Here is a 2714-nt window from a genome sequence, read left to right as displayed (position 1 = left end):
CCACCTGGTCCGCTTCACTCGGCCAGAGCACCCATGGGAACGCGAGCACTACCTGCTCGCCGCGCTGTTCGCTCTCTGGCACACCGCCAACCCGCCGATACGCGGGGGCAGGCGCCTCGGCGGCGCCCTCAGGCAGCTTGCCGGCCGCGAGCAGACAAGGACCGACACGCTGATGACCCGCCTCATGTCCACGCCCCGCGAGTACGTCGCCGTGCCCGCGCGCGGCGCGGTCACCGCCCTGGCAGCGGCCCGCATTCCGCTGAACTGGAACGGCCTCTACTACGACCTGTGCGATGAATCGCAGGCATGGCCCACCACGCAGCGCTGGTGGGCCACCCAGTACTGGGGCTGAACAAGCCCGCTCCCCTGACCATCCCTGAACCCGCCAAGGAACCTTGATGATCGTCGAACTGCACGCCCTGCAGTACTTCCCGGTCAACAACCTCAACCGAGATGACACCGGGGCACCGAAGACCACCACGCTCGGCGGTGGCACCCGCGCGCGCTGGTCCACCCAGTCCCAGAAGCGCCTCATGCGGGAGGCCATGCAGAAGATCGCCCCCGAACACTGTGGCACCCGCACCCGCTGGCTACCCGAAAAGATCGCCGATGTGCTCGAGAAGCAGTACGGCCATCCTCGCGCGGAGGCGCTCGATGCCGCCGCCTTCCTACTGCGGGCGCTCGGGCTCGAGACCCAGCGAGCCCACTACGGACGAGGCCCGGACGCGCGTCCCGTCACCCGAACCAAAGTGCTCGTCTTCAGCCGCGTGGACACCGCGGACCAGTACGCCGCCTTCCTACACGAGCACTGGGATCTGGCCCGGCCGACCAGCGCAGCCCTTGTTCGGGAGGCGCCCAAGGGGCGGGGCCGGCGTGGCACCACCTCCGCCGCTCCCGCCGAGGGCGACACCGGCGAGGCCAGCGAGACCAACGAGAAAGAAAAGGACGCCGCCCGCAAGGCGTTCGACGCCGCCTTCGGCGCCGAGGAACTCACCCGACAGCGCGCGGTTCTGGCCTCGAAGGACCTCATCGACATCGCCCTGTTCGGGCGGATGCTCTCCGAAGTCCCGGACGCCAACGTGGATGCCGCCGTGAGCGTCGCCCACGCGATCACCACGCACGTCATCACCCTCGACTTCGACTACTACACCGCCGTCGACGACGCGAACCCCAGCGACGCCGAAGGCGTCGGCATGATCGGCGTCCAGCCCTACACCTCCGGTGTCTACTACCGCTACCTCAGCCTTGACCTCGACGTCCTCACCGAACGGCTCCAGCCGAACGCCGAACTCATCCGGCTCGCCGCCGAAGGTCTGTGCACCGCCTTCGTGCACCTGCGGCCACGGGCCAAGGCCACCAACAGCGCCCCGTTCACCCGGCCTGGACTGCTACTCGCCGTCGCCGCCCACGCCCCGCACAGCCTCGCCTCCTCCTTCGTCCGCCCCGTCACGGGCGAGCACGGCGGACTACTCACCGCCTCCGCCGATGCGCTACGCCGCCACTGGAACCACCACGTCCGCGGCTACAGCAACACCGACGGCGAACCCCCCTTCGTCAACGCCCGCTACAGCGTCCTCAACCCCGACATCGCCGAGATCGGCGACTTCGCGCTCGACCAGGCCACCCACGAAACTCTCGCCGACCAGACGATTGCGGCCGTCCTCACAACCGCCCTGAGCTGACATGTCCACCACCCTGGTCCTACGCCTCGCCGGCGCGCTGCAGTCCTGGGGCACCCGCTCCCACTTCGCACGCCGCGACACCGAACGCGAACCGACGCTCTCCGGCGTCATCGGCATGATCACCAATGCCATGGGATACCGGCGCGAGGACAGCCTCGAACGATTCGCCGGACTGACGATGGCCAGCCGGACCGACCGCGCCGGCGTCCTCGTTGATGACTTCTACACCGCCGGCGTAGGAGCCTGGCACGGCGGAAGCACCGAGGACGACCGGCTCTACTGGACCGCCTGGACTGACACCGACGGCGCACCGAACCATCCCAAAGAGCCCTCGAAGGCCAAGGGCAACATCGGCATCAAGCACTACATCGCCGATGGCATCTTCCTGGTCCTCCTCACCGGCGACGACCAGGAACTCCTCAACGACTGCGCCCAGGCGCTTCGCACCCCGCGCCGCGCCTACTACCTCGGCCGTCGCGGCTGCATCCCAGAACAACCGCTCGTGCTCGCCGTCGCCAGCGAACCACCCGAGACGCTGCTGCGCTCGTGGACCTGGCTCGACCATCCCGACCACCATGAAACGGCTCGTCAAAAGGTCGCTGCTGGCGTCCCGCCGCAGCTGCCCATCCTCGAGACAGCCGCCTCGGGAGACCCCCTCGCCGAGGCACGAGCTGACGTGCCCCTCGGCTTCGACCCGCTACACCGCGAATACCGCACCCGCCTCGTCCGCCGCTCCTTCGTGCCCCTCACCGCCAGCATGCTGCAGCCCACCGCCAATGCCGCCCAGGAAGAAATCCCATCGTGACCAGCACCGCGAACGACGACTGCCTCTGGCTATACCGCATCCGCATGCCCCCACGCGATCGCGCCGCCGCCCGGCTACTCGCCGATCTCCACCAGGCGCACCAGCTCACCATGCACGCCTTCCCGGACGGCGCCGGCAACACCCGAGAGGACCACCGCGTCCTCTGGCGGGCCGACACCCACCCGGATAGCGGCACCACCCTCCTCATCCAGTCCAAGACCCAACCC

At 68.9% G+C, this 2714-nt stretch carries 4 protein-coding genes; all 4 read left to right on the top strand.

Annotated features, from left to right (window positions below; genetic code table 11):
- The coding region (gene casB / locus NBZ85_RS30015) for a type I-E CRISPR-associated protein Cse2/CasB (protein ID WP_261563301.1) at positions 1-352 on the top strand (352 nt) is incomplete at its 5' end.
- Positions 353-398: 46 nt separating this feature from the next.
- The gene (cas7e, locus tag NBZ85_RS30010) at positions 399-1682 is read left to right on the top strand and encodes a type I-E CRISPR-associated protein Cas7/Cse4/CasC (RefSeq protein WP_261563299.1); all 1284 of its coding nucleotides are present in this window, start codon (positions 399-401) and stop codon (positions 1680-1682) included.
- Between the two features lies 1 nt (position 1683).
- Positions 1684-2487: a type I-E CRISPR-associated protein Cas5/CasD gene (gene cas5e / locus NBZ85_RS30005; RefSeq protein WP_261563297.1), complete on the top strand. Its 804-nt coding sequence runs from the start codon at positions 1684-1686 to the stop codon at positions 2485-2487.
- A partial coding sequence (locus NBZ85_RS30000) for a type I-E CRISPR-associated protein Cas6/Cse3/CasE (protein ID WP_261563295.1) occupies positions 2484-2714 on the top strand: 231 nt, incomplete at its 3' end. The genes cas5e and NBZ85_RS30000, both read left to right, overlap by 4 nt.

Origin of the sequence: Frankia tisae (assembly GCF_025403405.1) — a bacterium.
GTDB lineage: Bacteria > Actinomycetota > Actinomycetes > Frankiales > Frankiaceae > Frankia > Frankia tisai.
This window is presented reverse-complemented; position numbering and strand designations above follow the sequence as displayed.